At 26.5% G+C, this 22,406-nt stretch carries 21 protein-coding genes; 10 read left to right on the top strand and 11 right to left on the bottom strand.

The features are described from left to right. The first annotated feature begins 1 nt into the window (after position 1). From KEC48_RS15815 to KEC48_RS15770, 10 genes are all read left to right on the top strand, one after another. Positions 2-1,072 (top strand): EpsG family protein, encoded by a 1,071-nt coding sequence (locus KEC48_RS15815; RefSeq protein ID WP_211963498.1) that lies wholly within the window; start codon positions 2-4, stop codon positions 1,070-1,072. Positions 1,073-1,091: 19 nt separating this feature from the next. After that, the gene (locus tag KEC48_RS15810; protein WP_211963497.1) at positions 1,092-2,024 is read left to right on the top strand and encodes a glycosyltransferase; all 933 of its coding nucleotides are present in this window, start codon (positions 1,092-1,094) and stop codon (positions 2,022-2,024) included. Between the two features lie 109 nt (positions 2,025-2,133). Continuing rightward, complete coding sequence (locus KEC48_RS15805) at positions 2,134-3,054, top strand: ATP-grasp fold amidoligase family protein (RefSeq protein ID WP_211963496.1); 921 nt, start codon at positions 2,134-2,136, stop codon at positions 3,052-3,054. Next, complete coding sequence (locus KEC48_RS15800) at positions 3,041-4,183, top strand: CapA family protein (protein ID WP_211963495.1); 1,143 nt, start codon at positions 3,041-3,043, stop codon at positions 4,181-4,183. The genes KEC48_RS15805 and KEC48_RS15800 overlap by 14 nt, the downstream gene beginning before the upstream one ends. Position 4,184: 1 nt before the next feature. Then, positions 4,185-5,672 (top strand): hypothetical protein, encoded by a 1,488-nt coding sequence (locus KEC48_RS15795; RefSeq protein WP_211963493.1) that lies wholly within the window; start codon positions 4,185-4,187, stop codon positions 5,670-5,672. Continuing rightward, the gene (locus KEC48_RS15790; protein ID WP_211963491.1) at positions 5,669-6,637 is read left to right on the top strand and encodes a hypothetical protein; all 969 of its coding nucleotides are present in this window, start codon (positions 5,669-5,671) and stop codon (positions 6,635-6,637) included. Before KEC48_RS15795 ends, KEC48_RS15790 begins: the two co-directional genes overlap by 4 nt. Further along, entirely contained in the window at positions 6,638-7,681 is a 1,044-nt protein-coding gene (locus tag KEC48_RS15785) for a polysaccharide biosynthesis protein (RefSeq protein ID WP_211963489.1), read from the top strand. After that, entirely contained in the window at positions 7,681-8,820 is a 1,140-nt protein-coding gene (locus KEC48_RS15780; protein WP_211963487.1) for an NAD-dependent epimerase/dehydratase family protein, read from the top strand. Before KEC48_RS15785 ends, KEC48_RS15780 begins: the two co-directional genes overlap by 1 nt. Before the next feature lie 58 nt (positions 8,821-8,878). Continuing rightward, complete coding sequence (locus KEC48_RS15775) at positions 8,879-10,111, top strand: nucleotide sugar dehydrogenase (protein WP_211963485.1); 1,233 nt, start codon at positions 8,879-8,881, stop codon at positions 10,109-10,111. 5 nt (positions 10,112-10,116) lie between these two features. Further along, positions 10,117-11,199 (top strand): NAD-dependent epimerase/dehydratase family protein, encoded by a 1,083-nt coding sequence (locus KEC48_RS15770; RefSeq protein ID WP_211963483.1) that lies wholly within the window; start codon positions 10,117-10,119, stop codon positions 11,197-11,199. Positions 11,200-11,253: 54 nt separating this feature from the next. Here KEC48_RS15770 and rfbB read toward each other — a convergent pair whose 3' ends face one another. From rfbB to KEC48_RS15715, 11 genes are read right to left on the bottom strand one after another with little or no spacing between them, the layout of a single operon-like run. Beyond that, positions 11,254-12,288, bottom strand: a complete 1,035-nt coding sequence (gene rfbB / locus KEC48_RS15765) for a dTDP-glucose 4,6-dehydratase (RefSeq protein ID WP_211963481.1) — start codon at positions 12,286-12,288, stop codon at positions 11,254-11,256. Next, complete coding sequence (gene rfbA / locus KEC48_RS15760; RefSeq protein ID WP_211963479.1) at positions 12,288-13,169, bottom strand: glucose-1-phosphate thymidylyltransferase RfbA; 882 nt, start codon at positions 13,167-13,169, stop codon at positions 12,288-12,290. Before rfbA ends, rfbB begins: the two co-directional genes overlap by 1 nt. A gap of 2 nt (positions 13,170-13,171) precedes the next feature. Beyond that, positions 13,172-13,426 (bottom strand): hypothetical protein, encoded by a 255-nt coding sequence (locus KEC48_RS15755; RefSeq protein ID WP_211963477.1) that lies wholly within the window; start codon positions 13,424-13,426, stop codon positions 13,172-13,174. Between the two features lie 10 nt (positions 13,427-13,436). After that, on the bottom strand, positions 13,437-14,783 hold the full coding sequence (locus tag KEC48_RS15750) for a TRAP transporter large permease subunit (protein WP_211963475.1): 1,347 nt from the start codon (positions 14,781-14,783) through the stop codon (positions 13,437-13,439). 3 nt (positions 14,784-14,786) lie between these two features. Further along, positions 14,787-15,902 (bottom strand): DegT/DnrJ/EryC1/StrS family aminotransferase, encoded by a 1,116-nt coding sequence (locus KEC48_RS15745; RefSeq protein WP_211963473.1) that lies wholly within the window; start codon positions 15,900-15,902, stop codon positions 14,787-14,789. Then, positions 15,895-16,461 (bottom strand): acyltransferase, encoded by a 567-nt coding sequence (locus KEC48_RS15740; RefSeq protein WP_211963472.1) that lies wholly within the window; start codon positions 16,459-16,461, stop codon positions 15,895-15,897. The genes KEC48_RS15745 and KEC48_RS15740 overlap by 8 nt, the downstream gene beginning before the upstream one ends. After that, positions 16,454-17,683, bottom strand: a complete 1,230-nt coding sequence (locus KEC48_RS15735) for an ATP-grasp domain-containing protein (protein WP_211963470.1) — start codon at positions 17,681-17,683, stop codon at positions 16,454-16,456. The genes KEC48_RS15740 and KEC48_RS15735 overlap by 8 nt, the downstream gene beginning before the upstream one ends. Further along, complete coding sequence (locus KEC48_RS15730) at positions 17,680-19,152, bottom strand: lipopolysaccharide biosynthesis protein (RefSeq protein ID WP_211963469.1); 1,473 nt, start codon at positions 19,150-19,152, stop codon at positions 17,680-17,682. Before KEC48_RS15730 ends, KEC48_RS15735 begins: the two co-directional genes overlap by 4 nt. A gap of 24 nt (positions 19,153-19,176) precedes the next feature. Beyond that, the gene (locus tag KEC48_RS15725; protein WP_211963468.1) at positions 19,177-20,250 is read right to left on the bottom strand and encodes a TDP-N-acetylfucosamine:lipid II N-acetylfucosaminyltransferase; all 1,074 of its coding nucleotides are present in this window, start codon (positions 20,248-20,250) and stop codon (positions 19,177-19,179) included. A gap of 23 nt (positions 20,251-20,273) precedes the next feature. Next, the gene (locus KEC48_RS15720; protein ID WP_211963467.1) at positions 20,274-21,440 is read right to left on the bottom strand and encodes a nucleotide sugar dehydrogenase; all 1,167 of its coding nucleotides are present in this window, start codon (positions 21,438-21,440) and stop codon (positions 20,274-20,276) included. A 19-nt stretch (positions 21,441-21,459) separates the two neighbouring features. Further along, a complete protein-coding gene (locus KEC48_RS15715; protein ID WP_211963466.1) occupies positions 21,460-22,398 on the bottom strand; it encodes a glycosyltransferase in 939 nt (312 codons plus the stop codon). Between the last annotated feature and the right edge of the window lie 8 nt (positions 22,399-22,406).

The raw sequence follows: 22,406 nt of genomic DNA, 5'->3' as shown, positions 1-22,406 counted from the left end.
AATGTTTTATTTAGTTTTCATAATTTGTTTAATTGCGATACTTTTAATGTGGTTAAAAAAATATAAAACAGCTAAAATATTAGCTATCATATTATTATTTTCATTTGCAATTATTATGAGCTTATCAAAAGATTTAGGTATAGATTACAGCACTTATAAATATAATTATGATATTAATTATTATTATATGATATTTTCACCAAAAGAATTTATTTGGTCTATATTATTTATTGTTTCAAAATTTTTTAATCTTGATTTTGTTTTTTTGATGATGATTGTTAAACTCTTAACAGTTAGTTTTTTTTATTTAGGACTCAAAAATTTAAAATTAAACGATTTTTCAATGGCTGTAGCTATTATTTGCTACATTTTAATTCCGTCAATTACTTTTCTAAATATAGTCCGACAAGGATTAGCAATATCTATTTTCTTTTATGCATTTAGTTTTATTAATAAAGGGAACCTAAATAAATACACCTTATGGAGTCTTGTTGCATTTTTTATTCATTCTTCAATATTAATTGTTTTCTTAATTGTATTATCATTTTATTATTTTAATCTAAAAAAATATAAACTATTAAGGTTTCGATATCTTATAATAATTGAATTATCAGTTTTTATTTTTGTTATTTTATTAATCTTATTTAAAGATTTCTTTGGAGAACTTTTTACATATTTCTTAAGTATTTTTGCATATAATTATGACTTACAGTTAAATCAACTTTCGTTAAATGATTTATTTGCACCTATTGTTATATCAAATTCTATTTTGATTACATTTGTTATTTATACCGAAATGAAAGATAACTGTCTATCAATTACTCAGTTATTGTGTTTTTTTGGAATACTATTAAATATCGCAAGTATTACTTCATATCTGTTCGACAGAGTAGGTATTTTATTTTCGTCTTTTAATCCATATTTAATTTCTATATTGGCTAATGATAGCGACACAAACATAATAAAAAATAATTTGATATATTTAGTATTAGCTTTTTATTGTGTTTGCTATATTTTAAATGTATTTATCAATGGTGAAGCGAACAATTTACAATATATTTTTTACTTTTAGTGTTGAGGAGTTGATTTAATTGAAAAAAGTTTCAGTATTGATGAGTATTTATAATGAAAATGAAAATCAAATAAAAAAATCAGTAAATTCTATTTTAAATCAATCTTATAAGAATTTAGAATTGATTATCATTATAGATAACCCATCTAATAAAAATGAATATCTGAAAATAATGAAAAAAAATTTTGATGATAATAGAATAAAAATTTTAATAAATGAAAAAAATGTAGGATTAGCCCTATCAATGAATAAAGCTTTTAATCATAGTGATGGATATTACATTGCTAGAATGGACGCTGATGATATTGCTTATCAAAAAAGAATTGAAAATGAAGTTGAAAGCCTAGAAAAAGGTAATTATGATTTTGTTTGTACTGGTTATATTTTTATAGATGAAGAAGATAATCAGATAAATGGAACATATAAATATTATCAACCAGATGAGTTAAAAAGAGCTTTAATTACAACAAATTGTATTCATCATCCTACTGTTTTAATGAAAAGAGAAAATTTTGAAAAGGTTGGTGGATATAGAAATTTTCCATGTTCACAAGACTATGATCTTTGGTTAAGACTTCTGGAACAACAATGCCAATTCATAATGATTGATGAACCTTTATTAAAATATCGAGTTAGAGAAGATAGTACCACTAGTAGAAAAAAATTTTTACAAGCAGTTACTTTATACTATATTAGTTTGTTATTCTATCAAAGACTCACTAATGGACATGATGATTATTCTGAAAAGAATTATAAAATGTTTGTCGATAAATGTAATAAGAAGTATAAATCATATAAAGAAAATATAAATAAAATTCAATCTATACAAAAAAAACTAGGAGCTAGTCGTATTAAAGATATTTATTATAGATTTATTTTATTAGTAAAATCTAATTTTATTCGAGATACATATTTATTAAAAATTAGAATAAAAAAATTAATACCTTATTAAAGGTTAAATAAACAATAGTCATAAGATGATATTACATTTTTAAATATAACAGATGATAAATTATATTGAAAGAAAATATAATTAAACTTAAATATATGGGAGTGGTTTTATGTATTATATAAATAAAATAATTTTAAAATTAATATCAATTTTACACATTGAAAAATATATCTCTGATAAAAAATATTTAGAAATTCAGTATTATGTATGCACAAGATCTAAATTGAATTTAAAATCTCCTAACTCGTATAATGAAAAAATTCAGTGGTTAAAACTATATGATCATAATCCTATTTATCCCATGATTGTTGACAAAAATGAAGTAAGAGAGTACGTCAAAACTAAAATTGGAGATAAATATTTAACCCAAAAATATGGGGTTTTTGACAATCCTAGTGATATAAAAATAGAAAAATTGCCACAATCTTTTGTTATAAAATGTACGCATGATAGTGGAAATGTATATATTTGTGAAGATAAAAATAATATTGATTATACAAAATTAAATAATGTTTTTAATGGTTTAAAAAACAATTTTTATTATAAGAGTAGAGAATGGCCATATAAAAATGTAAAACCACGATTGATAATTGAAGAAAATTTATCAAGAAATGGAGAAGCACCAATAGATTATAAATTTATGTGTTTTAATGGAAAAGTAAAATATATTCAATTACATGAAGGGCGTTTTTCTAATCATAAAAGCTATCTATATGATAGATATGGAAATACCACTGATTTTAATAATATTGGAAATGAGAGAGATAATTTAACTGCTCCTAAATTAGATATGGAATTAATAAATAAGATGATTGAATTGGCTGAAACTTTAGCAGAAGATTTTATTCATATTAGAGTGGATTTTTATTATGTAGATAATAAAATATATTTTGGTGAACTTACTTTATATGATGCCGCTGGCTTGGTACCGTGGTGCAATAATGGAGATATTATTTTAGGAAAGTTGTTAGATATAACTAGTAATAAAGCATTATATAAAAGAGAGGATGAAACTAATGTGTCAAAATAATTCATATTTATTAATTGCTGGAGATTTAGTTCCCACTAAAAAAAATGAAAATTTTTTTAGTCAGGGAAATATTGATGCTTTTTTTGACAATGATTTTAAAGGATTATGGACTAAGGCATCTTACAGAATATTTAATTTAGAAACACCTCTTTCTGAACATAGTAAGTATTTAGATAAAGCTGGAGTTTTATTAGGAGCAAAAACAGCAACTTTTAATGGTATAGAAAAATTATTGCCTGATTTAGTCTGCTTAGCAAACAATCATATCTTGGATTTAGAAAAAAAAGGTGCCTTAGACACGATTGAATTATTAGAAAAATCACAGATAAATTACATTGGTATTGGAAAAAATATTAACGAAATGAAAGATCATCAGTTGTATACATATAATGATAAAAGAATATGTATATATAATTGTTGTGAACATGAATTTACTTATGCCACAACAGATAAATTTGGAACAAATCCTTTTAATCCTTTAACATCATTATTTCGTATACAAGCACTAAAAAATGAATGTGATTATTTAATTGTTATTTATCATGGAGGAAAAGAATTATATCAATATTGTACACCTAAATTGCAAGAAATATGTCATTCTATATCAAATGCTGGTGCAGATTTAATTGTATGCCAGCACAGTCATTGTATAGGATGCTATGAAAAATTTAAAAATTCTACAATAGTATATGGACAAGGTAATTTTATTTTTGATGTAGATGAAGATGGATTATGGAATGAATTAACAAAAGAAGGCCTACTTATAAAATTAAATCTCAATGATTTTTCAATAGAGTTTGTTGAATATTATAAGGATAATGGCATACTGAAGTTACGTGATTTTTCCATAAATAATGGCTTTTATACTAGATCATTACAAATAAAAGATATTGAATTTGTTAAAGAAAGATATATTAATGAGATTGAACATACTAGTTTTCATTATTTCAGACAAATACTAAGCACCAAATATTTAGGTTTCATTGACAAAAAATTTTTAGGAGCTTATTTTATGAAAAGAAGATACAAAAAATTAAGATTATTATTAATTAATTATTTAGATTGTGAGGTCCATTATGAAAATATATTAACTTATTTAAAAGAAATAAAGGAGTTAAATAAAAGTTAATATGAGAACGAAATTAACATTTTATAATATGATAGTATCGTTAATATCACAATTTATATTTTTAATCTTAAGCATTGTATTTCCTCGATTAATTATTTTAGTATTTGGTTCTGAAGTAAATGGATTAACTTCCTCTATTAATCAAATTCTAAATATTGTAAATCTATTACAAGCAGGAGTCGTAGGTGCTTCCATTTATGATATGTATAGACCTATATCAGAAAATAATAATAAATTACTTGGAACTATCTTTTATTCTTCAAAACAATATTTTAATAAATTAAGTAAGATATTTTTATTTATAGGTATTGTTTTTATCCCTTTGTTTCTTTTAAACTCTAAAAATAATATTTCTTTTATTGAGATGATGCTATCGGTCTTTATCCTTACCTTAAATGGAGCAATTATTTTTAAATATGTAAGTTCTTACGATATCATTATTTCCGCACACCAAAAAAAATATATCCTTGTTTATTCTTCATTGATAGAAAAAATTATATATTATGTTTTACTATTACTTGTTTTACATTTAAGAGTTCATTTCATTTTTATGTATCTGGCATTAATTTGTGGTACTTTAGCAAGAATTATTTTTTTGAATATATATTTTAAAAAAAATTACTATAACAAAATAAAAATGTATACAGATCAAACAAACTATAAAGTAAAAAATCAATATTATTTGTTATCTAATCAAATAATTCAACAAATTATCGAAAGTGTTCCCACATTAATCATTTCTTCTTTTTATGGTTTAGCAACAGTGAGCATATTTTCCTTATATAATATGATTGTATCAGCTTTTAAAATGATTTTTAGTACTATCCAAAATTCAATTTCAGCTAGTTTCGGTGATTTGTCTGTTAGTGACAAAATTCATGCTCAATTAATTTTTGATGTTATACATTTGTTGTTTATTAATTTAGGGCAAATAACATCATCATGTATGATTGTTTTATGTATACCATTTATTAAATTGTATTCATCAGGTATTTCTGATATTAATTATATTAATTCTTACCTTGCTATAAGTATGAGTCTTTTAAGTCTTTCTTATTGTGTTTTTATGCCTTACAATTTGGCTATTAATGCTAATGGAGAATATAGATCAGTTACAAGACAGAATTTTATTTATGGAATTATCTCTATTTTACTTGCGGTAATTTTATCTCTTCAAAATTATGTTTTTTGTATTCTTGTTTTTTCACTATTCTATATTTTGTCTTCTATAGACAGGATTAAAGTCATTCAAAGAAAAATTTTTAATATAAGTCTAATAACACATATTAGGAGAATCATCATAGCTATATTAATTCCTGTTATATATTATTTTTTATTTAATGATTTGGTAATAAACACATGGGCTGTTTTTATTATATATGGTTTTATTCATGTGTTAATTCTTACATTAATGATTATAATAATTGATTTTTGTTTTGAACGTAAGACATTAATGTTTATTCTTACATTTATAAAGGAGCGTATATGAAAAAAGTAATTTTTTTTGGTTCGACAGGTGATGTTTTGCATCAAATGTATAAAGATTTAGAACTAGAAGAAGATATTTTATATAAAAGGGGCATATTGAATCTAAACAGTAGATTACTAATTTTTATTTTTACCATTTTTTTTAGCAAAAAAATAAACAATTATATTAAAATTCCATTTAAAAAATTATGGTTTAAATATTTTATACCTAGAAATATAGTTATAGCTCCTTCGCCTATATTTATCTTTACAAAAGATAATTTCAGATATTTAGAGCAAGGATATGCAAAATATTTAAAAAAAATATATCCAAATTGTAGAATCATATTATTATTTTTAGATGTTCATGGATTACGAGGATATGATTTTAAATTACTAAATAATTTATATGATGATGCTTTTGTCTTTGATGAAAAAGAAGCGAAAAAATATTCTATTTCTTATTATCCATTATGCTATTCTAAATCACAATTTGATCTCTCAAAGAAAATATATGATATTTGTTTTATTGGTCAAGACAAAGGAAGGATAAATAAAATAAATAAAATATATCAACAAGCAAAATCCATAGGATTAAATATGAAAGTTATTATATGTGGTAGCGACAATAAGGATAATGTAACCAAATATCCTGATTTTGAATTTATTGATTCTATATCATATAATGATACAATGAAGTACATATCACAATCAAAGTTTAACTTAGAAGTATGTTTAAATGATACTACTTCTATTTCTATAAGACTTTATGAGGCAATCATGTTTAATCAAGGTTTAATAACAAATAATTTATACGTTAAAAATTCACCCTATTTTGATAAATCATATGTATATATTATAGATTTGGAGAATATAGATTTATCTTTTGTAAAAAACTTTAAAGAAGTAGATAGTCCTAAATTAAAAGAAAAGATAAATCCTTTGAGATTTATCGAATATATTAAAAATAAGCAGGAGGAACAATAAATGTCAATATTCAAAGATAAAACCCTAATGATTACAGGAGGAACTGGATCATTTGGTAATGCGGTATTAGACCGCTTTTTAAATACAGATATTAAAGAAATTAGAATTTTTAGTAGAGATGAGTTAAAGCAGGACAATATGCGTCATGAGTATCAAGCTAAGCATCCTGAATTAAGTGAAAAACTTAAATTTTATATTGGCGATGTAAGAGATATTAATTCAGTTAGAAATGCAATGCATGGTGTAGACTATATTTTTCATGCAGCAGCATTAAAACAAGTCCCAAGTTGTGAGTTCTTTCCTATTGAAGCAGTCAAAACAAATGTTTTAGGAACAGAAAATGTTTTAACTGCTGCTATAGAATGTGGTGTTAAAAGAATTGTTTGTCTTTCAACAGACAAAGCAGCTTATCCAGTTAATGCAATGGGAACAAGCAAAGCAATGATGGAAAAAGTTATTGTTGCAAAATCAAGAACAGTTGATCCTAAAAAAACAAGTATCATGTGTACAAGATATGGAAACGTAATGTGTTCAAGAGGTTCAGTCATACCTCTTTTTATTAACCAAATAAAAGAAGGAAAACAATTAACATTAACTGATCCTGATATGACAAGATTTATTATGTCATTAGATGAAGCGGTAGATTTAGTATTATTTGCATTTGAACATGGTGAAAGTGGAGATATATTTGTACAAAAAGCAGCTGCTACAACAGTAGAAGTATTAGCAGAAGCAGTAAAAAAATTATTTAATTACACAAAAGAAAACAAAATCATAGGTATAAGACATGGTGAAAAAACATATGAAACATTACTAACAAATGAAGAATGTAGTAAAGCAATAGATATGGGAGATTTTTATAGAGTACCTGCTGATAAGAGAGATTTGAACTATGATAATTATTTGTCTAAAGGTACTGATAGAAATGGATTAACAGAATTTAATAGTAATAATACAAAATTATTAACAATAGATCAAACAGTAGAAAAGTTATTAACTTTAAATGAAATTAAGGAAGAAGTTAATAAATGGGAGAATAAATAATGAAAATACTAGTTACAGGATCTAATGGATTTGTAGGAAGAAATCTAGTAGAAACATTAAAGAATATTAAAGACGATAAAGATAGAACGAGAGATATCTCAGTTGAAGATATTTTTTTATTTGATATAGATAGCTCGTTAGATGATCTTGATAGATTTACAAAAGACTGTGATTATGTAGTCAATCTTGCAGGAATCAATAGACCCAAAAATCCTGAAGAATTCTATGAAGGCAATAAGGGATTCATTGAAACCTTATGTTCATATCTCAAGAAGCATAAGAATAAATGTCCTGTTATTGCTTCATCATCTATTCAGGTTGGAAAGGATAATGACTATGCAAGAAGCAAAAAAGAAGGAGAGGATTATCTGAAAGAATTTTCTCAATCAAATGGTAATCCAGTCTATATCTACAGATTTGCCAATCTGTTTGGAAAATGGTGCAGACCTAACTATAACAGTGTTACAGCTACTTGGTGCCATAACATTGCTAATGGCTTAGACATACAAATTAATGATTCCAGTGTTGTTTTACCTCTTTGTTATATTGATGATGTTGTTAATGAGATTATTGAATGTATGAAAGGTCATCCAAATTTTAATGGAGAGTATTATGAAGTATCTCCTATTCATGAAATATCACTTGGTGAATTAGCTCATACTATTCAATCATTTAAAGAAAGTAGAAATAATTTATCTATTCCAAATCAAAACGATGAATTGACTAAGAAGCTTTATGCCACGTATTTGTCATATTTACCAGAGGATAACTTTAGCTATCCATTAAAGATGAATATTGATGAGAGAGGTTCATTCACTGAATTCATAAGAACAAAAGAACATGGACAGGTATCAGTCAATATATCAAAGCCACATATTACAAAAGGAAATCATTGGCATCATACAAAGAATGAAAAATTCCTAGTTGTCAGTGGAACAGGAGTCATTAGATTCAGAAAAATTGGTGATGATAAGGTTATAGAATATAAAGTATCAGGAGAAAAACTTGAGGTTATTGATATACCAACTGGCTATACTCACAATATTGAAAATGTCGGAGATACAGATATGGTTACTGTGATGTGGGCAAATGAACCATTTGATCCAGAAAAGCCAGATACATATTATGAAAAAGTTTAGTAAAAGATTAAATAAATAATTTATGAATTTATGTTCTATTAAAGGAGAGCGAATTAAAATGAAAATTGCAGTTGCAGGAACAGGCTATGTAGGATTAAGCATAGCTACATTATTAGCTCAACATCATGAAATCATGGCTGTTGACATTATTGAAGAAAAAGTGAATATGATCAATCAGAGAAAATCTCCAATTCAGGATAATGAAATTGAAGATTTTTTTAATTCCAAAAAATTAAATCTAACAGCTACCCTAGATGCAAAGAAAGCATATAGTGATGCTGAATTTGTGGTCATTGCAGCACCAACAAATTATGATTCAAAGAAAAACTTCTTTGATACAAGTGCTGTGGAAAATGTGATTGAACTTGTATTAGAAGTTAATCCAGATGCCATCATGGTTATTAAATCAACAATACCAGTTGGTTATACAGAAAGTGTACGTAAGAAATACAATACAAAAAATATTATTTTTAGTCCTGAGTTCTTACGTGAATCTAAAGCTTTGTATGATAATCTTTATCCTTCAAGAATTATTGTAGGGACTGATTTAGATGATGAAAGATTAGTCAAAGCAGCACATACTTTTGCTTCGTTATTACAAGAAGGAGCTATCAAAGAAAATATTGATACTTTATTCATGGGATTTACTGAAGCTGAAGCAGTGAAATTATTTGCGAATACTTATTTAGCACTTAGAGTATCATACTTCAATGAATTAGATACATATGCAGAAATGAAGGGATTGAACACCCAAAAAATCATTGAAGGAGTATGTCTAGATCCAAGAATTGGCAACCATTATAACAATCCATCATTTGGATATGGTGGGTATTGTTTGCCAAAGGACACTAAACAGTTATTAGCTAACTATGAAGATGTACCACAGGAAATGATGACAGCAATCGTTCAATCAAATAGAACAAGAAAAGATTATATTGCAGATAGAGTTTTAGAAATTGCTGGTGGATACCAATCAAATGACTCATATGATTCAAATAAAGAAAAAGAAGTCATAGTAGGTGTCTATAGATTAACAATGAAGTCTAATAGCGATAACTTTAGACAATCATCTATTCAAGGAGTTATGAAACGAATTAAAGCAAAAGGAGCAAAAGTTATCATCTATGAACCAACATTAGAAGATGGATCAACATTCTTTGGAAGTGAAGTTGTGAATGATTTAAGTCAATTCAAAGAATTATCTCAAGCTATTGTAGCTAATAGATATGACAGTTGCTTAGATGATGTCAAAGATAAAGTCTATACAAGAGATATTTTTAGAAGGGACTGATAAATATGTTAAAATATAATATTCATTTAAAAAATAAAACTGTATTTATTACAGGAGCAGCAGGATTTATTGGTTCAAACCTATGCAAGAGATTGCTACAGGATTTCGATGTAAAAGTCGTTGGTATTGATAATATGAATGACTATTATGATGTAAAAATTAAAGAATATAGATTAAATGAACTTAGCCAATATGATAAGTTTATTTTTATTAAGGGAAATATATCTGATAAAAATTTACTTCATTCATTATTTGAAGAATATCACTTTGATATTGTCGTTAATCTAGCTGCGCAAGCTGGTGTCAGATATTCTATAACAAATCCTGATGCATATATAGAAAGCAATCTTATTGGTTTCTACAATATTTTAGAAGAATGTAGACATAGTTATGATAATGGCAATCAGGGTGTTCAGCATCTTGTATATGCTTCATCATCAAGCGTTTATGGAAGCAACAAGAAAGTTCCATATTCTACAGATGATAAAGTTGATAATCCTGTGTCATTATATGCTGCCACAAAAAAATCAAACGAATTAATGGCTCATGCCTACAGCAAGCTTTATGACATTCCTTCAACTGGTTTAAGATTCTTTACTGTATATGGACCAGCTGGAAGACCAGATATGGCATACTTTGGATTCACAAATAAGTTAAGAAACAATGAAACAATCAAGATTTTCAATTATGGTAACTGTCAAAGAGATTTTACGTATATAGATGACATTGTAGAAGGAATTATTAGAGTGATGCAAAAAGCACCAGATAGATCTAAAGGAGAAGATGGATTGCCAGTACCACCATATAAAGTCTACAACATAGGTAATAATCAACCTGAAAATTTATTAGAATTTGTTGATATATTACAACAAGAGCTTATTAGAGCAGGTGTGTTACCAGCTGATTATGATTTTGAATCGCATAAAGAATTAGCACCTATGCAACCTGGAGATGTACCAGTAACATATGCTGATACAACACCTTTAGAACAGGATTTTGATTTTAAACCAAACACTTCTTTAAGAGAAGGATTAAGAAATTTTGCTGAATGGTATGCTGATTTCTACTGTAAAAGTACTAGTCAATAATGAAAAAGAGTTACAACAAAAGAAGTAAAATTCTTCCGTTCTAACTCTTTTTTGTTATTCTTCCACTCTACCTTTATCAACATACATCTTTTGGAAATAGTTTTTGTACTCTCCTGAAAGAATGTTTTGCCACCATTCTTTATTATCAAGATACCATTGAATTGTCTGTTGAATACCTGTATCAAAGTTATATTTTGGTTTCCATCCTAATTCTGTTTCCAGTTTTGTTGGATCGATAGCATATCTTAAATCATGACCTTTTCTATCTTCTACATACTTGATTAATGATTCAGATTTATCTAATGCTTTTAAGATAGTTTTGACAACCTCAAGATTTGTTCTTTCATTATGTCCACCTACATTATAGACTTCTCCAACTCTTCCGTTTCTAATGATTAAATCAATAGCTACACAATGATCATAAACATGAAGCCAATCTCTCACATTTTCTCCTGTTCCATAAACTGGTAATGATTCATTAGCTAATGCTCTTGAAATCATTAATGGAATAAGTTTTTCCGGAAAATGATATGGTCCATAGTTATTAGAACATCTGCTGATTGTAACTGGTAAACCATATGTTCTATGATATGCCAATACAAATAAATCAGCAGCAGCTTTAGATGAACTGTATGGACTAGATGTATGTAATGGTGTTTCTTCTGTGAAGAACAAGTCTGGTCTATCTAATGGCAAATCACCATAGACTTCATCAGTTGATACCTGATGATATCTTTTGATTCCATATTGATTACAAGCATCTAGCAATGTTGTTGTTCCCATAACATTTGTTCTAACAAAACTTTCAGGGTCTTCAATACTTCTATCAACATGTGATTCTGCTGCAAAGTTGACAACAACATCAAACTTTTCTTTTTCAAATAAATCAAAGATAAACTTTCTATCAGCAATATCACCTTTGACAAACTTATAATTAGGTTTTCCTTCAACTAGTTTACATGTTTCTAAGTTACCAGCATAAGTTAATAAATCTAAATTAACAATCATATCTTCAGGATATTTATTCACCATATAATGAACAAAGTTACCACCAATAAATCCTGCTCCACCTGTTACTAATATTTTCATTATTTATTTCCCTCTTTCTCATGAAGTAATGATAATAGATATTGACCATAATCAGTCATTTTTAATTTCAATCCATTTTCTTTTAATTGCTGATCATCAATAAATCCTCTTCTCCACGCAATTTCTTCTAAACAAGAAATATAGAATCCCTGTCTTTCTTGAACTGTTTGAACAAATTGACTAGCTTTTAACATACCTTCTGGTGTACCAGTATCTAACCATGCCATTCCTCTCCCCATAAGAACAACATTTAAATTATTATCTTCTAAATAGCAATTATTTATAGATGTAATTTCTAATTCTCCTCTTGCACTTGGTTTAATGTTTTTAGCATATTCAACGACTTTATTATCATAGAAATATAAACCAGGAACAGCAAAGTTAGATTTTGGATATTGTGGTTTTTCTTCTATTGATAATACTTTTCCATTATCGTCAAATTCAACTACACCAAAATCTTTAGGATTATTAACAGGATATCCAAAAATAGTAGCTCCTTCTTTATTATTTCTTGCTTTCAGTAACAACTGTGTTAAGTTTTGACCGAAGAAAACATTATCACCTAACACCAAACATACTGAATCATTTCCTATGAATTCTTCACCTAATATAAATGCTTCTGCTAAACCACGAGGTTTTTCTTGAACACAATAACTAAATGAAACTCCTAAATTATTACCATCACCTAACAATAATTTATATTGATCTATAGATTGAGGAGAACTTATAATCAATATATCTTTTATACCCGCAAGCATTAAAACTGAAATAGGGTAATAAATAAGTGGTTTGTCGTATATTGGTAAAAGTTGTTTTGATGTTGCTGTAGTTATTGGATATAAACGACTTCCTGTACCACCTGCTAAAATAATTCCTTTCATTTTTATTGACCTCTTTTCTTAGTAGACATAGATAAAGCTTTAGAACCTGATAAATACATAGATATTAATCCAATGCCTACACTAACTGTTGCTAATTGAATCATATAAGGGTAACAATCATTTTGAATAAATGAACATAATATTTCAGCATTGGTTTGACCTATAAAAAATGCTATCAAATAGCCCACGACAGATAAAGCACCACAAAATAAAGCAATCAAAACTCCAAAACCAAATAAAATATTTAACTTCTTCATAGTATTCCTCCTATAGACCAATAACAGGTAATATACCTAAAAAACAAAGGACAGATAAAATATAATGTAGTGATACCCACACAATACAATTTTTAAGAGTTTCTATAAAATCGGCATCAGCAATTCCCATTGCTGTATATACACAAACAGCTAATGGTGGTGTGATTCCTTCCATTGCTCCAGTAATGACTGGTAACATAATAGCTGCTAATAAAGGGTTGCCACCTGCAGCTGTAAAAATAGAAATAATTGTTGTACCAAAAATCTTGGTTTGAGCAGTTCCAGGCAATACCATACCTAATATTGCTGTAAATAATGGCAATAAGATTGCTAAAGCCACTAACGGTAAATTAAATGATGCAATATAATCTCCAATAGCATTTCCTACATTTGTTGCAGTAAAAAGATTGCTTATACAATAAGAAAAGAAAATTGTAGCTGAAACCGGAACTATTGATTGGACAGAATCTCCTATTTCATTAACTAGATTTTTAAAACTATATTTCTTTTTAGAAATTAATAATGCATAGATAGCTGCAATACCAGGAGTGAAAATAAGAAGACTAGAAGATAAATTAGAAGCTCCTTCTCCTAAAAAAACTGTAAACAATGTATTTTTAAATAAATAATCTAAAACAAATGGTAATAAAATAATTACAGGTAATAATAATTCTTTCCAACCATTTTTTAATGCAGTTTTTAAATGAGGAATTTCTTCCTTTTTCATAGGTTCAACATCATAGATTCTACAAAATACAAAAACTGTTAACATACGTTGAATTATAAACCAAATTGCAACTCCCCACATGGCAATCCAAAATACAGACTGTTCCATATTAGAATTAGTAAATTCATTATAACAGGCCAATGAAGCTAAGATAACACCAGAAGGAGGTATCATATTTCCCATTGTACTTGATGCTGCCTCAATATTTGCAGCTAAATGTGCTGGAAAACCCGATTTTTTCATAGATGGAATTGTAAAAACACCTGTTGCTGCAACATTTCCAGCTCCACTACCAGATAAAGCACCCATAAATGTACTACTGATAACTGCAGCATAACCAGCACCACCTCTGAATCTTCCAACAATTGCAATAATGATTTCAACAATTCTATCGACAACTTCAGTTTTATCTAATATTTTAGCTAACACTAAAAATGCAATGATAGAATATAATAATGAATCTTTTGAAGATTGAATAATATACGTAAAAATATTACTTAATTGACCTGTAACAAGAAGCATTGAAATATAACCAAAAAACATAGCTTCATAAATAGGTCTTTTAAATAAAACAAAAACAATACAAATAACAATAAGCAATAATAATATATATAGTAATTCTACTGGCAAAACTTAGTCCTCCTTATTAATGAATTTAAGAATAATCTGACATATTCTATCAACTTCTTCTAATTTTAAATCAGCATATAATGGTAATGTTAAAACACTATTAGATATTTTTAATGCCACAGGGGTATCATTAATATCATATTGACCATTTAAACTTTCGATTTGATTTGTTAATGGATAAAAATATTTTCTACTGAATATATCATATTTTTTTAGTTCATCACAGACTTCATCTCTGCCAACCCCTAGAATATCTTTATCAAATACGACTGGGAAATAAGCATAGTTAGATTGAACATCTTTTTGTATTGGATTTAGTTTAATTCCTTTAATATTTGATAAATGTTCATAATATCTTTCTACAACTTGTTTTCTTTTATTTATCTCTTCATTGACGTGTCTCAAATTGCATAATCCCATTGCTGCTTGAAACTCATTCATTTTAGCATTTGATCCAACATATTCTATGGATGTTTCATTTTTGATTCCAAAATTTCTTAATTTTACAAGCTTAGAACCTATAGACGAATCATTAAAAGTAACTGCACCACCTTCAATCGTATTAAAGACTTTAGTGGCATGAAAACTAAACATAGAAGCATCACCAAAAGATCCAATGCCTTTGCTTTTGTACTTAACTCCAAAAGTATGTGCTGCATCATATATAACTTTAAGATTATATTTTTGTGCAATTTTTTCAATTTCTTCTACATGACATACATTTCCATACACATGTACTGGAATAATTGCAGAAGTTTTTTCTGTAATCAATGATTCTATCTTTTTTGTGTCTATTGTATAATCATTGAGATCAATATCACAAAAAACAGGTTTTAAACCATTTCTAATGATTGCATTTGTTGTTGAAACAAAAGTAAAAGGAGTGGTTATAACCTCTCCTGATAAGTTTAATGCTTGTATAGCTAGCTCTAATGCTAAATGTCCATTTGTAAATAACTCAACATTTCTTACATCTAAATATTGAATAAGTTCTTTTTGAAGTTTTTGGTGTTTTGGTCCCATATTTGTAAGCCAATGAGTATCCCATAAATCTTTAATTTCTTCAATATATTCATCATATTCTGGCATTGAAGATCTAGTAACTAAAATTTTATTCATTTTCTTCCTCCAAAAATTTTTCTTCTAATGTATAAAGTTTTTTTCTTTTTTTTAGTTTTTTAGCTGGTATTCCAGCATAAATATACCATGCTTCTAAAGTCTTATTAACTAGACTCATAGTGCCTATAGAAACACCTTCTTCTAAAATTACACCTGGTAAGATTGTAGAACCTGTTCCAATTATTACATGTTTCTTTAAAATAACAGGTTTATTTGTTACTTTTCTATACTTTTCTTTAACCATCGGATTACATAGGGCTTCGCCACTATAATCATCACTACATGAATAAATAGCTGTTCGAGATGATATAGAGCAAAAGTCATTTATTTCAATTCCTTCTATAGCACCAAACAATAATACCGATGCAGATATATGAACATAGTTTCCTATTTTAATATTGCCACTTAGAATACAGAAGTCATCAATTCTAACATTACTTCCTAATTCTATTTTGTGAGGGGAATATATTGATGCTTTTTTACTAATCTTGACATTTTGACCAATTGCTTTAAAACCTATTTGTTTTAATTCTTCTACAGTATAAAAATTACTACTCATCAAATATTTCCTTTAATAATATATTTTCATCTTTATCATTCAAAATGCCAATATTATCTAATATAAATTTTCGCTTTTCTTTGAGTTTAGCTAAAGAAACATCTTCAATTAAAAAGGCAGCAATTCTATCACTACTAGTTGTAGATTTTTTTATAATTGCTCCCGATTCTTTATATTGGAAATAGTCTTTTATCACGTGTTTATTTTTAAGAATATCGAAGTTAATTAATTTATTAAAGGTACCATTATTTGCATATAAATAATCTATTTCAATATATTTTTGAGAGATTTTAGGACAAATTACTTGATTATTATCACCGAGAATCATATTTGTATATATAGACATTATATCAATACTAGCTATTTCATTTATTAATCTATATTTTGTACCTCCGCCCATTCGAGCACTAAATTCTATAACATTAACTTCATCTCCATTAACAATTAATTGTATTAACATTGGACAGTTTATTAGACTAAATGAACGAGAAATTTTTCTTGCAATATCCTGGATTTTATCTTTAGCAACATTTGAAATTTCAATAGGATATTTACTCTGATAAATAGTAAAACTATTTCTATTATTCTTGATCTTACTTGTTGTACTAACAGATAGTATTTTGGCATCTTCTTGATCTATCCAAACATCAACAGATAGTTCAACTCCTTCTTTAAACTCTTCAATAATTGCAGTAGAACTTCTGCTCAAACTAAGAGCCGCATTAATTGCTTTATAAGCCTCTTGAGTATTTCTTACCTTAACAACTCCTTTTGAACTATTACAATCACAAGGTTTAACTACTGCTGGGAAACTTAATTGACTAAAAATATTTTCTAAATCATCTATTGATTTAACAACAAAATATTTAGAAGTTGGAATGTTATTATCATAAAAAACTTTTTTCATATATTCTTTATTTGTAACATTCAAGGCAGTTTGGTATGAAATATAACAAGGTAAATTTAATTTTTCAGATACTTTTGCAACTGTTAACAATGCTTGGTCAGTACATGCTGTTGTAAGTAAATCTACATTTTCTTTTTTGGCTAAATTAAAAATAGCATCTTCGTCTAAGGTGCTAACTTGATAATGTTTATGCACATATTTTTTTGCTGGAGGATTTGGAAAGTAATCAGCTAAAATAACTTCATGATTTCTACTTGTTAATTCATTGATTAAAGCAATTTGATCAAATCCACCTGCTAATACTAATATTTTCATGATTTTTCTCTCCCATTATTACGATTGATAATTTTTTTTAGCAAAGTAAGTATATAAGAAAAACTTTCTATTTTTAATACTAACGAAATAATAATATAAACGATGACACCTAAAATAATCTGTAATACAATTGTAAGAATAATATTAAATTTTAAAAAGATAATAGGGTATACTACTATTCCCATTAAACAAGCAATAATAAAATTAGGTAATATATCTTTCATTTGCTCTATATACGAATAGTTAATCAGTATTTTATTTGGATATGCATTTATAAAACAACTTGTAAAAGTTGTAAAAATTCCAGTCATAGCGATTGCAATTGGTGAGTCAAAGCAAAATACAGCAATAATCAAAGATATAATACCTATTGTTTTTTTTATTATTTCCAATTTTAAAAATATATCACTTCTACCAATGGCATTAATTGTTTGTAAATTACAGCTATGTACAGGATAAAAAGCATATGTAAAGCAAAATATCTGCATATATGGTACACAGAAACTCCATTTTTCAGTTAATAATAATTTAACTAATGGATCAGCAACAACAGCTAAGCCCACCATCATTGGAAAAATAATGTAACTACTTAAAATAATAGATCTACGCATCATTGCTTTAACCTGTAATTTATTATCTTGAATAGTTGACATTGCTGGAAGCATAACGCTCTGCACAGAACCATTTATAGCATTAATTAAAAATTGTGGAAATTGTTTTCCTCTATTATAAAAACCTAACGTGCTACTATCATACTTTTTCCCAATTACTAAACTGCTTAGTTCCTGATATAAAGTATCTAGTAAACTTGATGTTAATAACTTCCAACCATATGTAAATAATTTTTTAACTCTGTGTATTTCAAAAACAAATAGTGGCCTCCATTTAACAGTAAACCACATCACAATACATGCAATAAAAACATTTGATAATGTTTGAAAGACAAGAGCCCAAATTCCTAGCCCTTTATATGCTAAAAAAATTCCAATAATACCAGAAAATAAAATGGAAAATAAATTACTGGTAAAAATTTTTTTGAAATCCATTTTTTTACTTATTATAGCAATTTGGATAGAATTCAATGCTCCAGGAATAACCATTAATGAAATAATTCTAAATGGAAATATAATCTTCTCCATATTATAAAAATCAGCAATAAATGGTGCAGAAAAAAATAAGAATATATAAATAAAAATTGATATTGTGAATGTTAGCCAAAAAACTGATGAATAATCTTCATTAGACGTATCTTTTTTTTGAATCAAGGCTGTATTAAAACCATTTTGTATGAAAACATTCGCTAAATTGGTAAAGATAATCATGATAGAAAGAATTCCATAATCAGCAGGCATAAGCAATCTTGCTAATATAATTTGAAGTATAAATTGTATTCCACTTACACCAAAGCGCTCGGCAAACTTCCAAAATAAGCTAAATAATGTTTTTACTCTTAATTCATTTAAATCCATGTAATTCCTCTTTTCATCTAATTATTAAAGTAAATCATTCCATATTTTTTTACAGTATTCATTACTTCTATAATATTCAATATTTTTCTTGTTTTGTAATATAACTTCATTAGAAACATTAATAAACTCATTAAAAGATTGATGTAAGATTTCTTGTACATCATACACAACATATTTCTTAGTAATATACTCAGTCCACATAGTCGTATTTTTCTTTAAATAAACTTTTGATTTTAAGTGAAAAGCTGAATTTATATTTCCCATAGCTTGTTGTCTATCATTATTAAAAATACAAACGGAGCATTCTCCTATGATTTGTAGATAATCTTTGAAATTCAAATATTTTGTTAAAGGAATAAATTTATCATTAAATAGTTCTATTCCTCTTTTTATAACCTTTTCTTTATATTCCTCATCTCCATAAGAAAGAGGACAATATATAATTATGTTTTCATTACTATACTTTTTTATTAAATCAAATACTTCAAAATGACAATTTGAAGATGTTGCTGAATTACCAATTAAAATTTTATATGGATTATCATGCTTTTTGCAATCAATATTCTTTATAATTAAATGTTGCGATTTATCCATAGGATATACTCCTATTTTGTTTGTTCCTTTCACATGAATAATATTAGATATTTCCTTATAATCATTTGGTACTAATGTTATTAATTTTGGAACATATGAAACTATTATTTTTCGTAATTCTCGTAAAACGAAATTTCTTAAATTCAAATTCGTTTTTTTTAAATCGTAAATATCTCCACCCCAAAAAATAATATTCATTTTTTTTATATATTTAATATAGCGCAATAAAATAATTTCAGTTCCAGGAAAAATACTATGTACAAAAATTTTTTTTGTATTCTTTAAGTTAATCAAACTATTTAAATTAATTTTCAACATTTGTTTTATTGACTCAAAATATAAGACATTTTCTAAAGATTCTAAATTAATTGTTATATACTTTGTTTTTCCAAAAACAATAAAATAGTGCTCATTAACATTATAATTTTCGTTAATAAAATTAATAAATGCCATTGTAAATTTTTCATATGGAAAAAAATGAATATATTTAATAGTTTTTCTCATATTTTGTCCTCATCTAAGTTATTCTAATCTCTTTCATATAAATCTCTTGTATATATCTTTTCTTTTACGTCATTTAATTCTTCATTTAATCTATTAACTACAATCACATCACTGATTTTTTTGAATTCTTCTAAATCATTAATAACTTTGCTATTGAAGAATGTTTCCTCTTTTAATGTTGGTTCATATACGATAACTTCTATTCCTTTAGCCTTGATTCTTTTCATGATGCCCTGTATTGCACTGGCTCTGAAGTTATCTGATCCACTTTTCATTGTTAATCTATAGATACCTACAATTTTTGGATTTCTATCAATAATCATCTGTGCAATATGATCCTTTCTTGTTGTATTAGACTGTACGATTGCACTGATCAAGTTTTCTGGTACATCTTTATAATTAGCCTTTAGCTGTTTTGTATCTTTTGGTAAACAATATCCACCATATCCAAATGATGGGTTGTTATAATGATTTCCAATTCTTGGATCTAAACATACTCCTTCAATAATTTCTTGAGTATTTAATCCTTTCATTTCCGCATATGTATCTAATTCATTGAAATATGACACTCTAAGTGCTAAATAAGTATTCGCAAATAACTTAATTGCTTCTGCTTCTGTACTATCTGTAAACAATGTTGGAATATCTTCCTTGATAGCTCCTTCTTTTAAAAGGTCAGCAAATATTCTTGCTCTCTCACTTTTTTCTCCTACAACAATTCTTGAAGGATAAAGATTATCATATAAAGCTTTTCCTTCTCTTAAAAATTCAGGTGAAAAGATAAGGTTATTAATACCATATTTTTCTTTCATTGATTTAGTAAAACCTACAGGTATAGTTGATTTAATCACCATGATAGATTCAGGATGAATCTTCATTACTGATTCAATTGTTTCTTCTACACTTGAAGTATCAAAGTAATTTTTCTTTTCATCATAATTTGTAGGTGTACTGATAATGACAAAATCAGCATTTTTAAAAGCAACTTCTTTATCAAGAGTTGCTTTTAAATTCAAATTCTTGTTTTTTAAAAAGTCTTCAATCTCTTCATCCTGAATAGGAGAGATATGATTATTGATCATATCTACCTTTTCTTCAATAATATCTAATGCAACAACTTCATGATGTTGTGCCAATAATGTAGCGATACTTAATCCTACATATCCTGTTCCTGCAACTGCTATTTTCATATTTATAATACACTCCTTACTATAATCTATATAAAATGTATGTTTTTAAATAAGACAAAATTAACTTTAAAGCAAATTTTAATTCTTTAAAATTTGTTATTTTAATATTTTTTATAACTTTTTTAATTTCCATAGATAATTTAATATATATATCCTTTTTTATTTTTTTATCATCAATTTTTCTTGTTTTTGAAATTTGAAATACCAAATGCTTTAATTTTGCTAAATAAAAAAATCTATATATATGAGTATCAACATTATTTTGTTTAAAATGTTGTTCAATATAGTCAAAACTTTTGATAATATCAAGAATTCTATAATCTAATGAATTACTAATACTATTATTTATAATTCTATATTTTGTCATATTAGTACTTGAAAATAGTACGTTATTTGCATGAATCAAATATTTTAAATAAAAATTTAGATCTTGACCTATTTTAACAGAATCAAAATCTATATGATATTTATCCAAAATATCTTTTTTAAAAATTTTATTTCCTGGAAATGGAATCAAGCAAAACATATCTAATAAATCATGTGAAGAAATATTCTCATGTTTTATTTCATTTAATATTTTTAAATTTTTATTAACTATCTGATAATTAGATATTAATAAATCAGCATTTTGTTGTTCAATTTGCTGTATTAATGATAATAAAACATTAGAATTTAGTATATCATCAGAATCAAAAAACAATATATATTTTCCTGAAGCATGCTGTAGCCCATAATTTCTAGCAAAAGTTGCTCCCTTATTTTTTTGTTTAAAAATTTTCACATTACTATATGAATTATATTGATTCATGATTTGCAATGAATTATCTGTACTTCCATCATCTACCAATATCAATTCGAAACATTTTATATTTTGATTTAAAATAGATTCTATTGTATGTTCAATGTAATTTTCTGCATTATAAACTGGAACTATAATACTTAAAATTTTGGTTTCCATTTTTTTCT

The organism is Clostridium sp. C1 (assembly GCF_018223625.1).
GTDB lineage: Bacteria > Bacillota_I > Bacilli_A > Erysipelotrichales > Coprobacillaceae > Allocoprobacillus.
This window is presented reverse-complemented; position numbering and strand designations above follow the sequence as displayed.

Excerpts from the sequence above, each read along its gene's own strand:
- KEC48_RS15815 (WP_211963498.1), top strand. The coding sequence starts at position 2 with ATGTTTTATTTAGTTTTCATAATTTGTTTAATTGCGATACTTTTAATG.
- KEC48_RS15805 (WP_211963496.1), top strand. The coding sequence starts at position 2,134 with ATGTATTATATAAATAAAATAATTTTAAAATTAATATCAATTTTACAC.
- KEC48_RS15800 (WP_211963495.1), top strand. The coding sequence starts at position 3,041 with ATGTGTCAAAATAATTCATATTTATTAATTGCTGGAGATTTAGTTCCC.
- KEC48_RS15795 (WP_211963493.1), top strand. The coding sequence starts at position 4,185 with ATGAGAACGAAATTAACATTTTATAATATGATAGTATCGTTAATATCA.
- KEC48_RS15790 (WP_211963491.1), top strand. The coding sequence starts at position 5,669 with ATGAAAAAAGTAATTTTTTTTGGTTCGACAGGTGATGTTTTGCATCAA.
- KEC48_RS15785 (WP_211963489.1), top strand. The coding sequence starts at position 6,638 with ATGTCAATATTCAAAGATAAAACCCTAATGATTACAGGAGGAACTGGA.
- KEC48_RS15780 (WP_211963487.1), top strand. The coding sequence starts at position 7,681 with ATGAAAATACTAGTTACAGGATCTAATGGATTTGTAGGAAGAAATCTA.
- KEC48_RS15775 (WP_211963485.1), top strand. The coding sequence starts at position 8,879 with ATGAAAATTGCAGTTGCAGGAACAGGCTATGTAGGATTAAGCATAGCT.
- KEC48_RS15770 (WP_211963483.1), top strand. The coding sequence starts at position 10,117 with ATGTTAAAATATAATATTCATTTAAAAAATAAAACTGTATTTATTACA.
- rfbB (WP_211963481.1), bottom strand. The coding sequence starts at position 12,288 with ATGAAAATATTAGTAACAGGTGGAGCAGGATTTATTGGTGGTAACTTT.
- rfbA (WP_211963479.1), bottom strand. The coding sequence starts at position 13,169 with ATGAAAGGAATTATTTTAGCAGGTGGTACAGGAAGTCGTTTATATCCA.
- KEC48_RS15755 (WP_211963477.1), bottom strand. The coding sequence starts at position 13,426 with ATGAAGAAGTTAAATATTTTATTTGGTTTTGGAGTTTTGATTGCTTTA.
- KEC48_RS15745 (WP_211963473.1), bottom strand. The coding sequence starts at position 15,902 with ATGAATAAAATTTTAGTTACTAGATCTTCAATGCCAGAATATGATGAA.
- KEC48_RS15740 (WP_211963472.1), bottom strand. The coding sequence starts at position 16,461 with ATGAGTAGTAATTTTTATACTGTAGAAGAATTAAAACAAATAGGTTTT.
- KEC48_RS15735 (WP_211963470.1), bottom strand. The coding sequence starts at position 17,683 with ATGAAAATATTAGTATTAGCAGGTGGATTTGATCAAATTGCTTTAATC.
- KEC48_RS15730 (WP_211963469.1), bottom strand. The coding sequence starts at position 19,152 with ATGGATTTAAATGAATTAAGAGTAAAAACATTATTTAGCTTATTTTGG.
- KEC48_RS15725 (WP_211963468.1), bottom strand. The coding sequence starts at position 20,250 with ATGAGAAAAACTATTAAATATATTCATTTTTTTCCATATGAAAAATTT.
- KEC48_RS15720 (WP_211963467.1), bottom strand. The coding sequence starts at position 21,440 with ATGAAAATAGCAGTTGCAGGAACAGGATATGTAGGATTAAGTATCGCT.
- KEC48_RS15715 (WP_211963466.1), bottom strand. The coding sequence starts at position 22,398 with ATGGAAACCAAAATTTTAAGTATTATAGTTCCAGTTTATAATGCAGAA.